The organism is Streptococcus henryi DSM 19005 (assembly GCF_000376985.1).
GTDB lineage: Bacteria > Bacillota > Bacilli > Lactobacillales > Streptococcaceae > Streptococcus > Streptococcus henryi.
This window is the reverse complement of record NZ_AQYA01000018.1, coordinates 1-16,904: the sequence shown is the minus strand read 5'-3', so window position 1 is coordinate 16,904 and position 16,904 is coordinate 1. Positions and strand designations below refer to the sequence as shown.

13 protein-coding genes and 1 pseudogene are annotated in these 16,904 nt (G+C 36.6%); 7 read left to right on the top strand and 7 right to left on the bottom strand.

Going from position 1 to position 16,904, the window contains the following annotated elements:
* Position 1: 1 nt before the first annotated feature.
* The 3 genes from F601_RS0101035 to F601_RS0101025 are packed head-to-tail and all read left to right on the top strand — an operon-like array spanning position 2 to position 3,634.
* The gene (locus F601_RS0101035) at positions 2-1,987 is read left to right on the top strand and encodes an ABC transporter permease (protein WP_018163820.1); all 1,986 of its coding nucleotides are present in this window, start codon (positions 2-4) and stop codon (positions 1,985-1,987) included.
* A 43-nt stretch (positions 1,988-2,030) separates the two neighbouring features.
* A complete protein-coding gene (locus F601_RS0101030) occupies positions 2,031-2,696 on the top strand; it encodes a response regulator transcription factor (protein ID WP_018163819.1) in 666 nt (221 codons plus the stop codon).
* Positions 2,693-3,634, top strand: coding sequence for a sensor histidine kinase (locus F601_RS0101025; RefSeq protein WP_018163818.1), 942 nt, complete (start codon positions 2,693-2,695; stop codon positions 3,632-3,634). Before F601_RS0101030 ends, F601_RS0101025 begins: the two co-directional genes overlap by 4 nt.
* Before the next feature lie 67 nt (positions 3,635-3,701).
* Here the strand turns inward: F601_RS0101025 and xerS are convergent, their stop codons facing one another.
* From xerS to F601_RS0101000, 5 genes are all read right to left on the bottom strand, one after another.
* Positions 3,702-4,772, bottom strand: coding sequence for a tyrosine recombinase XerS (gene xerS, locus F601_RS0101020; protein WP_018163817.1), 1,071 nt, complete (start codon positions 4,770-4,772; stop codon positions 3,702-3,704).
* A 569-nt stretch (positions 4,773-5,341) separates the two neighbouring features.
* Positions 5,342-6,292, bottom strand: coding sequence for a UbiA family prenyltransferase (locus F601_RS0101015; protein ID WP_018163816.1), 951 nt, complete (start codon positions 6,290-6,292; stop codon positions 5,342-5,344).
* A gap of 180 nt (positions 6,293-6,472) precedes the next feature.
* Positions 6,473-8,269 (bottom strand): heavy metal translocating P-type ATPase, encoded by a 1,797-nt coding sequence (locus tag F601_RS0101010; protein ID WP_018163815.1) that lies wholly within the window; start codon positions 8,267-8,269, stop codon positions 6,473-6,475.
* A 258-nt stretch (positions 8,270-8,527) separates the two neighbouring features.
* Positions 8,528-10,099 carry a signal recognition particle protein gene (ffh, locus tag F601_RS0101005; protein WP_018163814.1) on the bottom strand — a complete coding sequence of 524 codons (1,572 nt, stop codon included), beginning with the start codon at positions 10,097-10,099 and terminating at the stop codon, positions 8,528-8,530.
* 30 nt (positions 10,100-10,129) lie between these two features.
* Positions 10,130-10,462: a putative DNA-binding protein gene (locus F601_RS0101000; RefSeq protein WP_018163813.1), complete on the bottom strand. Its 333-nt coding sequence runs from the start codon at positions 10,460-10,462 to the stop codon at positions 10,130-10,132.
* A 194-nt stretch (positions 10,463-10,656) separates the two neighbouring features.
* Here F601_RS0101000 and F601_RS0100995 point away from each other — a divergent pair, with 194 nt between their 5' ends.
* Entirely contained in the window at positions 10,657-11,403 is a 747-nt protein-coding gene (locus F601_RS0100995; RefSeq protein WP_026183046.1) for an alpha/beta hydrolase, read from the top strand.
* A 66-nt stretch (positions 11,404-11,469) separates the two neighbouring features.
* On the opposite strand, the gene F601_RS0100990 is transcribed toward F601_RS0100995, so the two are convergent.
* Positions 11,470-12,168: a GntR family transcriptional regulator gene (locus F601_RS0100990; protein WP_018163811.1), complete on the bottom strand. Its 699-nt coding sequence runs from the start codon at positions 12,166-12,168 to the stop codon at positions 11,470-11,472.
* A gap of 184 nt (positions 12,169-12,352) precedes the next feature.
* On the opposite strand from F601_RS0100990, the gene guaA reads away from it, so the two are divergent.
* The gene (gene guaA, locus F601_RS0100985) at positions 12,353-13,915 is read left to right on the top strand and encodes a glutamine-hydrolyzing GMP synthase (protein WP_018163810.1); all 1,563 of its coding nucleotides are present in this window, start codon (positions 12,353-12,355) and stop codon (positions 13,913-13,915) included.
* Positions 13,916-13,990: 75 nt separating this feature from the next.
* Here guaA and F601_RS0100980 read toward each other — a convergent pair whose 3' ends face one another.
* Complete coding sequence (locus tag F601_RS0100980; RefSeq protein WP_018163809.1) at positions 13,991-15,439, bottom strand: alpha-amylase; 1,449 nt, start codon at positions 15,437-15,439, stop codon at positions 13,991-13,993.
* Positions 15,440-15,697: 258 nt separating this feature from the next.
* Here F601_RS0100980 and F601_RS0100975 point away from each other — a divergent pair, with 258 nt between their 5' ends.
* On the top strand, positions 15,698-16,615 hold the full coding sequence (locus F601_RS0100975) for a helix-turn-helix domain-containing protein (protein ID WP_018163808.1): 918 nt from the start codon (positions 15,698-15,700) through the stop codon (positions 16,613-16,615).
* 125 nt (positions 16,616-16,740) lie between these two features.
* Positions 16,741-16,904 (top strand): annotated as a pseudogene (locus F601_RS13015) (IS1182-like element IS1182 family transposase); the annotation flags it as partial.

Below are 16,904 nucleotides of genomic sequence, written 5' to 3'. Positions count from 1 at the left end.
GATGTTTTATCTTAAACTAGCCATCAATAACATCAAGCAATCTTTTAATGTTTTTGCACCTTTTCTACTAGCAAATTTGGTACTTTTTATCCTGACAGGATCTACCTTGGTTATCTTAAATAGTCCAATGTCTAGTGAGAACATGCAATATGGCATAATGACACTTAATCTTGCAATTATCGTTCTTGTTATTTTTGCAGTTATTATGTCACTCTATAGCTATAATTTTCTGCTCAAACAGCGTAGTAAAGAGTTTGGACTCTACAATATACTTGGAATGAATAAAAGGAAAGTTGGTCTTGTTGCTACAATTGAACTTTTCCTCATATTCCTTGTCACAGCATTTGTTGGAAGTATCCTATGCGCTGTTTTTTCAAATTTCTTCTATCTCATATTCGCACGACTAATTCATTCCGATAAGCTAGTTCTAACACTAACTCCATTGGCATTTGCTAGTAATATTGTTATCTATGCCTTCATTTTTCTATTTTTAGAAATAGCTGGTCTCAGAAAAATTGGGAAATTATCACCCTTAGCTCTTTTTGCAGATAGCAAAGCTGGAGAGAAGGAGCCTAGAGGAAACATTATTTTTGCCTTACTCGGAATAGCTTCGATCGGTTTTGGCTACTATTTATCGCTATCCTCATCAAAAATTGATGCCGTTCTTGTACTATTTCGATTCTTTATCGCTGTTCTATTTGTCATTGCTGGGACCTATCTTTTTTATATTAGCTTTATTACTTGGTATCTCAAACGTCGACGTAAAAACAAAAAATATTTTTATCAACCTGAGCATTTCATTACCGTATCACAAATGATTTTTAGAATGAAGCAAAATGCTGTAGGTCTGGCAAATATCACACTTTTAGCCGTTATGGCCTTTGTTACCATAGCAACAACAAGTTCCCTCTATACAGGAAGTTCCCAGTTAGTTTCAGCACTGTTTCCTAAAAATACTAACATCACACTTTTCGATGCTTCTGACAAAGATACTGAAACAGCTTTAGAAGAAACAATTTTAAAAGAAGCTAGACTTCCCAATAAAGATGTTACATCCTACAAAACAGCACTTTTTGCTAACTTGCCACTTGCTAGTGTCACTCAAGCGATAATCAAAGAAAATCAGGAACTTTTTACAGCAGATCAGCTTAAAACTTTGGTTAACGTCTACATTATTACCCAAGAAGACTATCGAAAATTGGGAAATGACGTACCGCAACTAGCTCAAAAACAAACAGCCCTTTACATGGATAACGATGCTAAACTTGAAAGTTTAGATATTCAAGGTCTGAAATTGGATAACATCAAGAACGGAAATATTGACAATTTCCCTGAAGCTTTACAAACCTACAATTCAGCCGCGCTGGTTGTTAGTAACGATACAGTTTTTAACGAAATAATAACTCATCTAGCTTATACCTATTCAGAGAACTATGACCCTGTAAATATTACAAACTTTATAGAACTCTCTACTGGAGAATTTAAAAAACTTAATCATTCACTTGATATAGCTTCTGGAAATTATTTGCGTGATAGCAATGGAGAAATAATTGGTAGATTGAGTAACGAGAAGGACACTAAGGAAGAAGTTGTCACAATGTATGGTGGTTTCCTCTTCACAGGCTTCTTGCTAGGAATTAGCTTTCTGCTAGGTGCAGCCCTCATCATTTATTACAAACAGTATTCTGAAGGACACGAAGATAAAAAATCATACACTATCCTCCAAGAGGTGGGAATGGATAAGTCACAGGTTAAAAAGACAATCAATTCACAGGTGATTTTAGTCTTCTTCATGCCAATTGTTATGGCTATAATTCATTTCCTTGCAGCATTAACAATGCTCAAACAAATGCTATTATTATTTGGAGTAATGGATAACTCGCTTATTTATAGCGTCAGTGCAATTTCTATCATTGTGATAATGATGATTTATTTCCTTATTTATAAAATAACAAGCAAAACTTACTACAAGATTATTGAAAGGTAAATTGTGTGGCGAAAAATCGCCACTTTTTTGATACAATAAAACCATGAATAAACACGGTAAAATTTTCATTGTAGAAGACGATCAAACCATCGTCACTCTTTTAAAAAATCATTTATCCCAAACTTACGATGTTTTTAGCGTCAGCAATTTTCGTGCCATTAAACAAGAAGTAGAAGAAGTTAATCCAGATTTAGTTCTCATGGACATCACCTTACCCTATTTCAATGGTTTCTATTGGACAACTGAGATTCGTAAGTCTCAGACTATGCCCATTATTTTTATTTCCTCTAGCGATGATGAAATGGATATGGTCATGGCTCTAGATATGGGAGGAGATGATTTCATTTCCAAACCTTTTTCACTAACCATCTTAGACGCAAAAATATCAGCCTTTTTGAGACGTGTACACCAATTTACCAATGATACTTATCAAATTGATCAATTCACACTATCTCGTGAAGGCGTGCTATCAAACGGAAAAGAACAGATAGCCTTATCACCCACTGAGAATAAGATTCTAACCATTCTTTTTACACATCAAAATCAAGTTGTCACCAAAGAAGAATTACTTGAAAAACTTTGGGAAAATGAAAGTTTTATTGATCAAAATACGCTTAGTGTCAATATGACAAGACTTCGTAAAAAAGTTCAGCCCCTGGGCTTTGACCGTATTCATACCGTGAGAGGAGTTGGCTATTTACTCAAATGATTTGGAAGTTTTTAAAAGAATATCGCTTTTGGTATTATCTCTATTTTTTCATGTGGGTTATGTTTTTAGTCAATTTTTGTCTTTACAAACTGCCACTCAACTATTTTTTTATAACTAGTTCCTTAAATGTCACAATTTTACTTCTCATCAGCATTTGGAAATTTACTCAGTTCAAGAGAAAAATGACTTTACTAAATTATTTCAAATATTTAGAGGAGATTGATAGTTTAAAGTCACCCACTGAGGAAGCCTATCAAGGAGTTATCGAAAATCTAGTCAAAGAAGAAGCAGCGCAAGCATTAGTGTCTAAAAGTCAGTTAGAAAACCTGCAATCACTTATTAAGATGTGGTCTCATCAAATGAAGGTACCACTTTCTGCATTATCTCTTATGGTTCAAACAGATAATTTGGATAAAAAAGAAGTTCAGCAACAGCTCAGCCGATTGCAAAACTATTTAGATATTCTCCTAACTTATATGAAATTCAGTCAAAATAAAGATGATTATCGCTTTGAAATCTGTGATGTTAAATCAATAGTAACTGACTTGGTTAAGAAATATCGCGTAGCTTTTCTAGCTAAAGAACTCTCTGTCAACATCGAAGGTAACTGGCAGCTTAAAAGCGATAAAAAATGGCTTAGCTTTGCTATTTCCCAAATCCTTGATAATGCAGTTAAGTATTCAAGAGACGGAAGTGAGATCAAAGTTATTATGGATACCTCTAGTATTAAAATACTAGATAACGGTATTGGAATACTACCTGAAGATTTGCCGCGACTTTTTGATGAGGGGTTTACTGGTTTTAATGGGCATGAGCACCAAAAAGCCACTGGATTAGGTCTTTACATGACTAAACAAATACTCGATCAACTAAACCTATCTATAAAGGTTGATAGTCAAATTGACCAGGGAACCTGTGTTACGATTTTTAAAGATTAACACTAATATAGGAAAAGAACCTTTAGTAGTTTGCATAATTAAATTTATGTTATCTACCTAAGGTTCTTTATAGTTTATCTAACGCATTTCTTTGTTCATCGTTAACGATATGGGTATATAAGTCAGTTACTTGGGTGTTGGCATGGCCCAATTGGTGGCTAACTAGAACTTGCGATTTAGTGGCATCATAGAGCCTAGTAGCAAGTGTATGACGAAGTTTGTGGGGTGTTACACGGATTTTAAAATCAGCAGAGTATTTTCCAACCATTTTTTCAATGCTGGAAGCATCCATACGATTGGGAACACCGCGATATTCAGATAAGAAGAAGGCTACATCCTGCTTTTCTGCCTTATATCTAGCTTGGCGTATAGACAGGTAGTTTTCAAGATAAGGCTTAGCAAATCCAGCAATATTAACTGAATCTCGTTTGCCACCTTTTCGGATAACGTCAATAACCATCATATTTAAATTTACGTCTCTCAGATCAAGATTAACAGCTTCAGATAAACGAACGCCAGAAGCTAGTAGCAAAGCTAAAATAGCTAAATCACGCTCTTTATTCTTATAAAATGATGATTTAGCACGATTAGAAAGTTTGTTCTCATATTCACAATCTACATATTCTAAAAACTCCATGCTTTCATCACCTAAGAAGAGCTTTTTCTTAATGTTTTCTGCCCTAGCTGCTAAAGTTTCCTTTTTCTTCTTAGTTGAAACTTTCTTCATAACATTTCGATAGAAGTAGGGTTCACCATCTTTGTCTTCAACTTCCTCGGTCAAATACTTAAAAAGACTTGACAGCGCTGATAATGTCCGATTTATGGTCGTTTGAGAGACCCCATTTTGAGTCGAATTGGCATTTAGTAAGGGACGCTCACGTAGATAAAGTATAAAGGATTCCATATCTTTTTTAGATAAATTTTCCAACACAGCAAGATCTATATCAGCAATTTTTGAAACATTTGCGATATCAGCATCAATCAGCCATTCAAAAAATCGTCTATATTCCTTGAAGTATTCGTATAAAGTTGTAAAACTATAGGGGACAGAAAGTTTAGATTGATAGTAGTCGATGACATACCACGGCATGATTTCTTTTAATTCATCAATTTTTTCTAACAGTAATTCACGTCTCATCAGTCGTTTTCTCCATAATATTCTATAATAGAAGTATATCACACCCTTATATATATTTCAAGAAAATTATAGTTTTTCGGAAAGATGTTCATGGAAACTTTATCCCCATTTCCATATAGCATTGATAACTTGTTTTAAGTTTTAAGTTTAAAATGAAAAACTAAATGAGCCGTAACTAAACTAACTTGAAAATAAAATCTTCAGCATCTCAGACTGCAAATCCTTCTCCAATATTAATAAAAATATTAATATTTTTATTTTCATACATGCTAACTCATCTGAATCAAAAATAATTCATTAGTTATTTTTTTCTTTCTTTAATTCTTTATGCAGTTTCATCTGCAAATTCTTGTTTTCTTTGTCCTTACAAATTATTTTATGAATTCTTTGGATTCTTAACTAACTTTAGCTTTTCTATGTATCTTATCATCTTTACTTTCTTATTCCATGTACTAATCTATTTTCCTGATATTTTTTCGGTAAACTTTCTTTATGCTATCATATTTCGAAAAACAGATAAGTTTACATAAATAAATTTATGTAAACTTATCTGTGTAAATCATCTTTAATTATTTTATCGAGATATTAATCACTAAAATTAGCAAATAAACAAGAGCAAATAAAACGTATGACTTGATGGATTCAATGAAGGTTGTCCGCTTTTCTGGTTTTGAAACAAATGTTGTCATGCTTTTGAGTGATATCGGAAAGCCCAATAGTCCAATTAGAGTGATATAATGCAGATAACCAAACAAAGGATAAAGAATCAGCATTAGCCAAGGTACTACTGCTATAACTTGGAACAATTTTAATGATAAGTCTCTTCCTAAATAGTAGACCAAGGTAAAACGGCGGTTATTGATATCTTGTTCTAAGTCACAGATATTGTTAGCTAGCATGATATTTGCTGTTAGAGCTACAAAAGGTATGCTGAGAAGAATCGCTGTGATAACTCCTTGTGGTTGAATTAAGATAGCAATTTGATTGGGATTCCAGAATGATTGTGCATAGAGACTTGGGTCCTGGATGTAAAGAGTTAAGAAGAAAATCCCAAATCCTTCTGTTAGTCCTGAGAAAACCTCACCAAGAGGAAAACGAGAAATTGGTATTGGACCATAAGTATAAAAAATGGCAATGATAAAACATGCTGCACCGAATGGGAAAAGTAACCAGTCCGTGCGAAACAACAAAATGAGTGATAAAAGACTAGCTAGACTCAAAATAAGATAAATAATTTTAGTGAGCAGGTTTGCATCTAGCTGGTATTTGCCAATCAGATTATGGGAAAATTTATATTCTTCATCCAGAGCTGTTTTGTAATCAACAACATTGTTGACAGCCGTCGTTGACATATCAACTAGAAAACTGGCAATGATAAATAGTAACGTATTTATTCCATTAATGGGATGATTACTATAAAGAGCCCACAACAAAGCTGTAATCATAGGAAAAAACCAAGTAATTTTAGTTTTTATTTCAATGAATTCTAAAAAGATTGGGAAAGTTAGTTTTTTGTACATAAGATTTCTTACTTTTTCAATTGCTTTCTAAAAATATTTTGACAGTTACTGGTTTTACGTAATGAATTCACCCAAACGTTGAACGCGTTATACCAGTATTTTCGACTATTTTAGAATAACACAGTTAAAACCAAAATTCCATATCCTTTTAAAATTCAAAATTGAATCTCAAGCAACATTTTACACATTCTTACGTGCTCGTAATGCTGAGAGAATTGAAACAGTATCAACAACTTCTTGAAGCATAGCTCCTAATAAAGTTGGGATGACACCTGTTGCTGCAATGACCATCAGCACTAAACAAACAAATAAACCAATTAAAACAGATTGTTTAGCGATTTTCATGGTGTGTTTTGCAATAGCAATAACTTGCGCAACCTTACTCAAATCATCTTTCATGATGACAACATCTGCGTTCTCACTTGCTGCTGTTGATCCATGAGCGCCCATAGCAATTCCGACATCTGCGGTTACAAGGGCTGGGGCATCATTTACACCATCTCCCACCATTAAAACTGGTCCATCTTGGATTTCAATATCCTTTAAGTGCTTAATTTTATCCTGCGGTAAGCAATCTGCGAAGACTTTATTAATACCAACCTGCTCTGCTATTTCCTTAGCGACTGAATCTTTATCTCCAGTGAGCATAACTAGGTTTTTAACATCCATTTGTTGGAGTTTTTGCATTGTTTCCTTGGCTTCAGGTCGAACGGAGTCCTTAAAAGTAATATATCCAAGTAGATGATCGTTTTTACCAACATAAATGCTAGTTTCTTTTGATAGATTTTCAGAACTAAAATTTTTGATAAGGCTCGGTTTGCCCGCTGAGACTTCATTACCAGAAATCTTTCCTATGATTCCTTGAGCAGTTACTTCAGTTGCTGATGTGACAGGTAAAAATGTAATACCTTTACTTTTAGCGTATTGTACAAGTGAACGCGCTAAGATATGCGATGAATTTTGTTCAAGACTTGCTGCAAGCTGAATGAGTTCTTCTTCAGTGGTCCCTTCAACTGCGATGATTTGATTGACAGCAAGGTTTCCTTGTGTGATAGTACCCGTCTTATCAAAAGCTACAGATTTTACACCAGACAACTTTTCTAGAGTTGTCCCTGTTCTAATAATAATCCCGTTCTTTGATGCTTGACTCATGCCAGCAACCAGTGCTACAGGGGCTGCTAATATTAGGGGACATGGCGAAGCTACAACAAGGACTTGAGCAAAACGCACTGGATCTTTTGAGATAAACCAAGCAAATCCACCGATTACATAAGCAATGACTGTAAAAGGAATTGAATAGCGATCAGCAAGTCTAACAAATGGTGCAGGATTTGAAGTTGACTCTTTTACCAATCTCACCAATTGTTGGTATTGACTATCTTCAGCCAGTGAAGTAACTTCAAATTGGATAGAATTTGAACCATTCATAGAACCAGATAAAATATTATCTCCAACCTTCTTTTCAATTGGTTTAGATTCACCAGTCAGTGAGGCTTCATTAAAATCAGATTCTCCACGTAAAATACGTCCATCTACTGGCACCATCTCATCAGGTCTAACGACGACTACATCACCAATTTTTAAAGCTTCAACAGGAACATCTTCCAACTCGTGTCCAATCAAGCGATGTGCAATTTTGGGACTATTATCAAGAAGACTTCGTAATTCACGACTGGCCTGTTTACTGGCATAATCTTCAAGACTTTCCCCACCTGTAAGCATGATGAGAATCATAAGACTAGCCCAATAATCACCAACAAGTAAGGTAGCAATAATAGCTGAAATAGCTAGAATATCAACACCGTACTGACCAGATTTTAAAGTCTTAATCATATCGATAAGCATTGATAAAGACATAATACCGCCGGCAATAGCCACTAGAATGTAGGCCAAATCTGGTTTATGAAGAATAAAATTAATAACCAATGCACATAGTGCAATAGTTAGAGTTGTAAGTAATTTTTTGAAGTTTGACATCCTACTTCACCTCTTTCATACTTCTATTATATTATAATCATTCTAAATAAGAAAGTGTTTATAATGATTATAATTAAGAAACTACACAAATACATAAATTTATTTATGTATACTAATTAGGAGGCTTGATAGTCTGTTTATATAAAGAATTAGTAAATAACTGAAAATATTTTGGAAAGACAAAAAAGTTTACATAATTTTCATTACGTAAACTTTTTAAAGATTCTTCTCTAAGCTTAGATTTATTAAGAGAACTTCTTATTTTCTCTTCTTCTTAGCTTTTTTCATTTTATTGGCCATGCGTTTCATAGATTGTTTCATAGCAAATTCACCAACTTTACCTTTGAGGCCTCCACCAAACATTTGGCTCATATCTGGCATTCCTGCTCCTCCAAGGGCTGACATGTCAGGCATGCCACCTTGTCCCATCATCCCTTCAAGAGCGGACATATCCATACCATCTAGGTTTGGCATATTTTTAGGCATAGCATTTGGATTAACACCCATTTGACGCATCATCTTGTCCATATCACCAGACATAACACCCTGCATCATGCTCTTAGCTTGGTTAAAATCTTTGATGAATTTATTAACATCAACAAAGCTATTTCCAGAACCGGCAGCAATACGACGGCGACGGCTTGGATTTAGCAAATCTGGATTTTCACGTTCTTGAGGAGTCATAGAAGATACAATAGCACGCTTACGGGCAATTTCACGTTCATCAACCTTAAAGTTTTTAAGGGCTGGGTTGTTCGCCATACCTGGAATCATCTTGAGCAGATCTTCCATTGGCCCCATATTTTGAACCTGGTCTAACTGGTCAATGAAGTCATTGAAGTCAAAGGTGTTCTCGCGCATTTTTTCAGCAAGCTCTGCTGATTTTTGCGCATCGTATTCTTGAGAGGCTTTCTCGATAAGTGTTAAGAGGTCACCCATGCCCAAGATACGGCTAGACATACGGTCTGGGTGGAAGGTCTCAATGTCAGTAATCTTTTCACCTGTACCAGTGAATTTGATTGGTTTGCCAGTGATTTCACGAACAGATAGAGCCGCACCACCACGCGTGTCCCCATCAATTTTAGTAAGGACGACCCCGGTGATATCAAGTTGTTTGTTAAATTCATCTGCGACATTAGCCGCTTCTTGACCAATCATACTATCGATGACAAGCAAGATTTCATTTGGCTGAGCCAATGCTTTGACATCGCGGAGCTCTTCCATGAGTTTTTCATCGATTTGCAGACGACCGGCAGTATCAATCAAGACATAGTCATTGCGATTCTCACGCGCCTGCGCTAGCCCGTTTGCAACGATTTCAACTGCTGAATGGTCTGTTCCCATATCAAAGACTGGCACGTTGATTTGTTGACCCAAGGTTTTCAATTGGTCAATGGCTGCAGGACGATAAATATCGGCCGCAATCATCATAGGACGTGCATTTTCTTCCTTGATAAGTTTATTAGCCAACTTACCTGCAAAGGTTGTCTTACCAGCACCTTGAAGACCAGCCATCATAATGATTGTTGGAATCTTAGGCGATTTTTCAATCTCAGCAGTTTCAGATCCAAGAATCTCTGTCAGTTCTTCATTGACGATTTTAACAATTTGTTGTGTCGGGTCAAGTGTATCAATGATTTCATGCCCAATGGCGCGTTCACGCACACGCTTGATAAATGTTTTAACAACAGGCAAGGCAACGTCAGCTTCAAGAAGGGCAAGACGAATCTCTTTCGTTACTTCTTGAACATCTTTTTCAGACAGTTTTTTCTTACCACGTAGATTTTTAAAGACGCCCTGTAGACGTTCAGTTAAACTTTCAAAAGCCATTTTTACTCCCTGTATTTCTTATAAATCATTTTAATCTCGATTATCAATACTCATTAAAATAGATAATTTTTCTTGCAAAAATGTATCATCTGAATATTTTTCAATCAATTCATCGAAAATCTCACTACGAACGATATAATCTGAGTACATATGCAATTTCATCTCGTACGCTTCAAGAATTTTTTCAGTTCGCTTAATATTATCATAAACTGCTTGGCGACTGACACCAAACTCCTCTGCAATCTCAGCCAAGCTGTAATCATCAGCATAGTATAGCTCGATGTAGTTCATTTGTTTGTCGGTCAATAGCGCTGCGTAGAACTCGAAAAGAGCATTCATACGATTGGTTTTTTCAATCTCCATAACCTACATTTTACCATATTTTCTCATTAATTAATAGTATCAAAAAAGGATTGTATCAATAATCTTGAATCAAAGCAGAGCACATAAAGTCTAGAGAAATTGACTATCATTCAGGTTAAGAAAAAGTCACAAACAGTCGTCTTTTGGTCCGATATCGTATATAATGAACATAAGATTATGAAAGGGAAAATGCCATGCTTATTAAACACGATATGAATTTTACAGCTCTCGACAAAACGCGACAACTCCACATCTATCTGCCAGATAATTACTACGAATCCGAGGAGCGCTATCCCGTCATGTACTTCTTCGATGGGCACAACCTCTTCTTCAATCAAGACGCGACCTATGGCAAATCTTGGGGCCTCTATGACTTTATGCAGTCATGGAACAAACAAATGATTATTGTTGGGTTAGAATGCGGTCATGAAGGAAATGAACGCTTGTCAGAATATAGTCCCTATGACATCAATTCAGATTTCTTTGGCGGTTTTGTCAAAGGGAGAGGTCAAGAAACCATGGACTGGATTGTAAACGAGGTAAAACCTTATATAGATAAAACTTACCGCACTTATCCATTTCGCCAAGCAACTGGCATCGCAGGCTCGTCCATGGGAGGTCTCATGTCTATCTACGCTGCTGGTCTCTACAACCATATTTTTTCAAAAGCAGCCTGCCTATCCTCAGCCATCCTAAATGAATTAGACACTGACCTGGCTGCTACTCCTATCGACAGTGACACCCGCATTTATCTCTCCTGGGGAACTGAAGAAGGCGGAGGTTGGGATGGTACTGCCGCACAAGCTAACTTGCGCATAGCCTCTTACTTTGAAAATAGCGGAGCTACTAGCCATGTCTATTGTCAAGAAGGCGGACAGCACAGGGAAGCTGATTGGGAAAAACAGGTGCCACTCTTTATGGATTTCCTCTGGATGCAATGATAACTAAAAAGAAGTTCAACTATTCTATTACTAGAAAAAGCTGAGCTTCTTTTGGTTTTAACGCTATTAATTATTTTCTAGATAAAACTCAAATCTGTCTCCCACATATTGGCTGTGCACGTATTCAAAAGGTATACCATCTGCGAAGTAGGAAACTTGAGTTAAGGCTAGAACAGCTTGGCCTTTAGGAATAGAAAGATATTTAGCAACTCGATCATTTGCATTTTTGGCATAGATTGTCTGCTGACTTTTTCCAATTTCATAACCATTATCCGTCAAAGTTTTAAAGAAGTGTTTAGTAATGTCCTCACGTTTAAAATGTCGAATGAGTTTTTCTGGAATAGCTGCCACCTCAAAAACTAAGGGAATATCATCAGCGAATCTCACACGTTCCATACGAATAACATAATCGCTAGCTTTTAAACCTAATCGCTTCATTTCAGAATCATTTGCTAGTTTTCTTTGATAGGAAATGACACTAGACGAAGGTTTTTTCCCTTGTGATTTGACGATTTCAGTAAAACTTGTTGTCCCACGCATTTTTTCCTGAACTCGATGTCCAGCTACATAGGTACCACTACCCACACGTCTTTCTAAAATACCTTCTTCAACAAGTAAGGTAATTGCCTGACGGAGAGTCATCCTACTAACTTCATAATCATCAGCTAGATCCCGCTCGCTTGGCAGTCTTTGACCAATTTCCCAAACACCTTGATCAATCTGTCGTTTAATTGCGTCATGAATTCTGATATAAGCTGGAACCATAACCTTCTCCTTGTCACATTGTTTAATAACTTATTTTACCATAAAAATGAATCTAAACCAAAAATCAGCTGGAAACAAAATTTCCTTCAATATGATAATATTATACTGTACAATGTTTTATTTTATGCTAGAATAGAATAAACCTTGTTAGCTTTAGTCTAACTCATATAAAGAAAGGACAACAATGACTGATAATGCTACATTGAATGATGTTCAAAAAATCATCGTTTTGGATTATGGAAGCCAATACAACCAATTGATTGCTCGCCGTATCCGTGAGTTTGGTGTTTTCTCTGAACTCAAGAGTCACAGAATTACTGCTGATGAAGTTCGCGCCATCAATCCTATTGGTATCGTACTTTCAGGCGGTCCAAATTCAGTTTATGCTGAAGATGCCTTCGGTATCGATGAAGAGATTTTTGAGCTTGGTATCCCAATTCTTGGAATTTGTTACGGTATGCAGTTGCTTACTGAAAAACTTGGTGGTAAAGTTGTACCAGCAGGTCAAACCGGTAACAGTGAATATGGCCAATCAACTCTTAACTTGCGTTCTGAGTCAGCTTTATTCGCAAACACACCTCAAGAGCAAGTAGTTCTTATGAGCCATGGTGATGCTGTCACTGAAATTCCTCAAGGATTCCATCTTGTTGGGGATTCAGCAGATTGCCCTTATGCTGCTATCGAGAACACCGACAAAAAAATCTTTGGTATCCAATTCCACCCAGAGGTTCGTCATTCTGTATACGGAAATGATATCTTGCGCAACTTCGCTTTTGGTATCTGTGGCGCTGCTGGTGACTGGTCAATGGATAACTTCATTGAGATGGAAATTAAAAAAATCCGCGAAAAAGTTGGCGACCGTAAAGTTCTTCTTGGACTCTCAGGGGGTGTTGACTCTTCAGTCGTTGGTGTTCTTTTGCAAAAAGCCATCGGCGATCAGTTGACATGTATCTTCGTTGACCACGGTCTTCTTCGTAAAAATGAAGGTGATCAAGTTATGGAAATGCTTGGCGGAAAATTCGGACTTAATATTATCCGAGTTGATGCTTCAAAACGTTTCTTGGACTTACTCGCTGGTGTAGATGACCCTGAGAAAAAACGTAAAATCATCGGTAACGAATTTGTCTATGTCTTCGATGACGAAGCAAGTAAACTCAAAGGTGTAGACTTCCTTGCCCAGGGTACACTTTACACAGACGTTATCGAATCTGGTACTGAAACAGCGCAAACAATCAAATCACACCACAACGTTGGTGGTCTTCCAGAAGACATGCAATTTGAATTGATTGAACCGCTTAATACCCTCTTCAAAGATGAAGTTCGTGCCCTCGGTACTGCTCTTGGCATGCCTGATGAAGTGGTTTGGCGTCAGCCATTCCCAGGACCAGGACTCGCTATCCGTGTTATGGGTGAAATCACTGAAGAGAAACTAGAAACCGTCCGTGAATCAGATGCTATTCTTCGCGAAGAAATCGCCAAAGCTGGTCTTGACCGCGATGTATGGCAATACTTCACTGTAAATACAGGCGTTCGTTCAGTCGGTGTTATGGGTGATGGACGTACTTATGACTACACCATCGCTATCCGTGCTATTACTTCTATCGATGGCATGACAGCTGACTTTGCAAGACTCCCATGGGATGTCCTACAAAAAATCTCAGTCCGCATTGTAAACGAAGTTGACCACGTCAACCGCATCGTCTACGACATCACAAGCAAACCACCTGCAACTGTAGAGTGGGAATAATAAAAAAATAGGACTCAGGTCCTATTTTTTATACACTCAACACTCTCTTTATAAGAAATATTTTTTATTTCACCACTACTCTTCAGCAATCCAAACACTGAGACTGCCTGCAGCAACTGGGAAGTCTGCCCATCCTTCGTCATCAATGATTATTCGATCTTCATAGCGCCCCATAGCATCATAAAAGGTTTGGTGTGACCATTTTTCTCCTACAAACATTCGCTTGGTTGCATCGCCAGCATTACTAATAAGAACAGCGAGTGGTGAGCCTTCTTCATTCAATCGTGTCCAACCAATACAATTAGCTTGATCAAAATAGTCAACCTGCTCGCCATAGGCACATTCTTTGCGTAAAACAAGCAACTTATCTAAATCCTCCTTGAAACTCATTTGTGAAAATTCACCTTCGATTCCGACATAGTCACCATAAAAAACACAAGGCAGACCACTTTCTCTTAAAAGAATAGATGCATAAGCTGCTGGTTTAAACCATTCTTCGATTGTTGATTGCAAGGCCTGACCACGTTGAGTATCATGATTTTCAACAAATGTAACAGCAGAATCTGGGAAATTTTTGACCAATGTATCATCAAAAATTCTCCTTAAATCGTATGATTCACCTTGTTGGCTAGCTTCATAAAGGTTCATGTGAAGGCGCGTGTCAATCAAATCAAAACGATAATGAATATTATCTAGGTAGTGAACATTATCATCTAGCTCAGTATTCCAGTATTCACCAAATACATAAAAATCCTGACTGTATCGATCTTTAATATCGCGAATAAAATTATTCATAAAGAAAGCATCAATATGTTTAACAGCATCCAGACGAAAACCTTCTATTCCTGTAGTATCCACAAACCAGTGTGCCCACTCGTAGATATTTTTAATGACCTCGGGATGTTTGAAATCAATATCTGCATACATGAGGTAGTCAAAGTTACCATTTTCTTTATCGACAAGATCACCTTGAGCCCACCCTTTATTCTCTCCTTGAATTTGATAGATACCAGACTTTCCAGTTCGTGCATCAAAGTCTGTACCTGTAAAATGATACCAATGCCACTCAAAGTCGTTGTAAATTTTATTTCGGCCCGGGAAGTTGAAATATGTCCACCCTTCAATTTCAAAAGGCTCGGACAGGACTTTCGTACGATCGGTTGGATCAACTTCAACAACCTCTACAGCCTCAGTTGCGTCAGCGCTAGCCTTATGGTTAAGAACAACATCAGCGATAGGTGAGATACCATTATTTTTCAAAACATTTATCAAGTTCAAATAGTCTTCCTTGAAGCCATATTTAGTTCGAACAGTACCTTTTTGATTAAATTCACCAAGATCAAACATATCATAGACGCCATATCCAACATCACTGCTTTTTGTTCCCTTAAATGCTGGTGGCAACCACATCTTTGTGATACCAAGTTCTGCTAATTCCTGTGCCATTTCAGATATCTTATTCCAGTGGTTACCATCATCAGGTAAATACCACTCAAATCCCTGCATCAAGGTATCGTTTGCCATATTGTCACCTCATTTTTATAAATCTGTTTCTTATTATATCACTTTTCAAAAAATATGCAATCGTTTGCGTACACTAACCTCATCTCTTGATACTAAAGTCTTACTTCTGAAAATCAAGTTGCAATAATCAAGGATAAAGTCCTACAGAATAATCATTGGGATTTAATATAATATCACTTTGATTTTAAACTGACAAACTTTCAAGATTTTTGCTATAATAATACTAAACTATGATTTTAACATGTTGAGGTTTTAGTAATGAAATTGATAACAAATGACTTTAAACAAGAGTTTGAGGAGAACGATCACCTACTCCCCTACTTGTTCTATAATACGATTGTTGAAAATGGGCGCCCAGATGTCCTCTTTCATTGGCACCCAGAGTTAGAAATTAATTATGTCTACGAGGGATCCGCTCGTTACCATATTGATTATGATTTTTTCAATAGTGAACCTGGTGATATTGTTCTTATCCGTCCTAATGGGATGCATTCTATTCATCCACTTGAAAATAAAAATCATGTCACAGATACCTTCCAGTTCCACCTAGATATGATTGGTTACTCTATAATTGACCAAGTTAGCTTACGCTACCTTCATCCTCTACAAACAAGCTCATTTAAATTTATTCCATGCATTAAACCAAATATGGATGGTTATGATGAGATAAAGTCTTGTCTTTTTGAGATTTTTGACTTATCTCGAGATGAAGGCCGCCACTTTGAAATTCTGCTAAAAGCAAAACTGAATGAACTAATTTATCTTCTCTACTACTACCGTTACGTCATTAAGAAAAACACTGATGATTCCTACCGTAAAAATGAAAAAATCCGTGAGTTGATTGACTATATTAATAGAAACTACGAGAAGAACTTGACAATAGACTATTTAGCAGACTTTATTGGTTACAGTAAAACACATTTTATGACTGTTTTTAAACAACATACAGGTACCTCTTGTACTGAATTTGTCATTCAAGTTCGCTTAAATAAGGCCAGCGACTTACTAATCAACACTAGTTATTCCGTTTTAGAAATTGCTAATCGAATTGGTTTCAATAATCTATCAAATTTCAATCGCCAATTCAAACGATATTATCAAACAACACCGAGCAAATACCGTAAACAATTCAGCAATCGAAAAGATAGTCGTACTTTAGTCAATCCCAGAAATTAAGAGGCTGGGCAAAAACTAGCTTCAGAACACAAAAAAAACGGGCATTTCCGCAGTTGGAGATGCTCGTTTTCCTATGTCATGGTTTATAATTATAATAACGACAAAACAATTAGAAAGCCATGACTATGTATAAAGAGTATAACACAAATCAGTTAAGTTTGGAACTAAATCTTGCTTACGATATTCCCATGAACCATGAAGTTAGACTCATCAGTCTTTTCGTGGACAGTATCCCTAATCATGTTTTACTGGAAGAAAAGTCTCATACTGGCCGACCAGCCTTCCATCC

What these genes read in the sequence shown, in the direction of transcription:
- F601_RS0100975 (WP_018163808.1), top strand. Translation starts at nt 15,698, where the DNA reads ATGAAATTGATAACAAATGACTTTAAACAAGAGTTTGAGGAGAACGAT.
- F601_RS0100990 (WP_018163811.1), bottom strand. Translation starts at nt 12,168, where the DNA reads ATGGTTCCAGCTTATATCAGAATTCATGACGCAATTAAACGACAGATT.
- F601_RS0101010 (WP_018163815.1), bottom strand. Translation starts at nt 8,269, where the DNA reads ATGTCAAACTTCAAAAAATTACTTACAACTCTAACTATTGCACTATGT.
- ffh (WP_018163814.1), bottom strand. Translation starts at nt 10,099, where the DNA reads ATGGCTTTTGAAAGTTTAACTGAACGTCTACAGGGCGTCTTTAAAAAT.
- F601_RS0100980 (WP_018163809.1), bottom strand. Translation starts at nt 15,439, where the DNA reads ATGGCAAACGATACCTTGATGCAGGGATTTGAGTGGTATTTACCTGAT.
- F601_RS0101000 (WP_018163813.1), bottom strand. Translation starts at nt 10,462, where the DNA reads ATGGAGATTGAAAAAACCAATCGTATGAATGCTCTTTTCGAGTTCTAC.
- xerS (WP_018163817.1), bottom strand. Translation starts at nt 4,772, where the DNA reads ATGAGACGTGAATTACTGTTAGAAAAAATTGATGAATTAAAAGAAATC.
- F601_RS0101035 (WP_018163820.1), top strand. Translation starts at nt 2, where the DNA reads ATGTTTTATCTTAAACTAGCCATCAATAACATCAAGCAATCTTTTAAT.
- F601_RS0101030 (WP_018163819.1), top strand. Translation starts at nt 2,031, where the DNA reads ATGAATAAACACGGTAAAATTTTCATTGTAGAAGACGATCAAACCATC.
- F601_RS0101015 (WP_018163816.1), bottom strand. Translation starts at nt 6,292, where the DNA reads ATGTACAAAAAACTAACTTTCCCAATCTTTTTAGAATTCATTGAAATA.
- F601_RS0100995 (WP_026183046.1), top strand. Translation starts at nt 10,657, where the DNA reads ATGCTTATTAAACACGATATGAATTTTACAGCTCTCGACAAAACGCGA.
- guaA (WP_018163810.1), top strand. Translation starts at nt 12,353, where the DNA reads ATGACTGATAATGCTACATTGAATGATGTTCAAAAAATCATCGTTTTG.
- F601_RS0101025 (WP_018163818.1), top strand. Translation starts at nt 2,693, where the DNA reads ATGATTTGGAAGTTTTTAAAAGAATATCGCTTTTGGTATTATCTCTAT.